Source organism: Bradyrhizobium huanghuaihaiense (assembly GCF_007830635.1).
Classification (GTDB): Bacteria; Pseudomonadota; Alphaproteobacteria; order Rhizobiales; family Xanthobacteraceae; genus Bradyrhizobium; species Bradyrhizobium huanghuaihaiense.
In genome coordinates this window covers 1-1,037 of the sequence record NZ_VLLA01000101.1, presented here as the reverse complement: position 1 = coordinate 1,037, position 1,037 = coordinate 1, and the positions used below count along the sequence as shown (strand labels likewise).

The 1,037-nt window shown below is 59.5% G+C and carries 2 protein-coding genes; one reads left to right on the top strand and one right to left on the bottom strand.

Going from position 1 to position 1,037, the window contains the following annotated elements:
* Positions 1-471: 471 nt before the first annotated feature.
* The gene (locus IQ16_RS44980) at positions 472-693 is read right to left on the bottom strand and encodes a hypothetical protein (RefSeq protein WP_014497999.1); all 222 of its coding nucleotides are present in this window, start codon (positions 691-693) and stop codon (positions 472-474) included.
* A 141-nt stretch (positions 694-834) separates the two neighbouring features.
* Here IQ16_RS44980 and IQ16_RS46420 point away from each other — a divergent pair.
* The coding region (locus IQ16_RS46420; protein WP_208751676.1) for a hypothetical protein at positions 835-1,037 on the top strand (203 nt) is incomplete at its 3' end.

Genomic DNA, 1,037 nt, shown 5'->3' with positions numbered 1-1,037 from the left:
CGGCGGCAACGCTCTGACGGGCTCGTGTCCCAGCCAAAATCCCGCGCCCAAAACAGACCTCTCTGCGTCCTCGTGTTTGGGACCGCCGAGGTACAGCGCGCGAATCGGGACCTTGCTGGATCCCAACCTTCCAACTTTCCCGCCGCCTCGCCGCGTCCTCCTATGCAGGAATAGACCTCGACGCACTGGCTCGATCGTCCTGTCGAGCGTGCACAGTTTCTGATGACGCTGACCAGCGCGAGTCCTGGTTGAGTTTCTTCTGCTTGTGACTCGGCGTGGAAACGGCATTGCAGCCTCTTCGATCTTCGGCGCGGCTGCGATCATGTGATCAAGCTCTAAAAAGTGGTTCGACGACAGGCAGGCGCTTGAGGCCAGCGTCAACGTTGTCGGAAAAGTGGAAGCCGTGCCGGCTCACACCGTAATCAAAACAGACGTCAAGCGCCAATCCAAGGGCCAGAGCTGCGCTTACGATCAACGTCGAACCGATGCGTTCGAACCACCAATCTCATTGGTGGCGCCTGCTCCGGTGCGATCGATGACCCAGGCCACCATGTAGCCCTTGGCCTGCTCGGTCTGCACCTGCCGGAGGGCCTCAGAGTAGGTTAGTAAGGGCTCTTGCGCCGGGTAGACGGCGCGGTCGGTCGGGGTGACAAAGTGATGGCAGCACACGCGATAGTCTTTAGCCTCGAACATCGGAATCCTCCTCTCGCCTCAGGTTGCGCGGCCATACGCGCTTTCAGATACTGCCCTACCACAGAGAATGCGGCCTTTAAGAGGCCGCGCGCTTCTTCAACACCCCATAAGGTTGGTCGGGCTGCCAGACGCAGGTCGGCGATGTCCGACCACATCGCGCGCTTGATTCTCTGCAGCAGCACCGGCAAAGAAGTGCCCGGGTGTCATTCCATAATTCACCCGTGTCCGGACTTCGATTTCCCGTTCGTCCGCAATTGCTCCGTCGATCGCTCAACGGCTGCACCGATGTCACCTAGTCAGCTTTCAAACCTTGCTGAGGCTGCTGGATCGACAATGCTTGGACC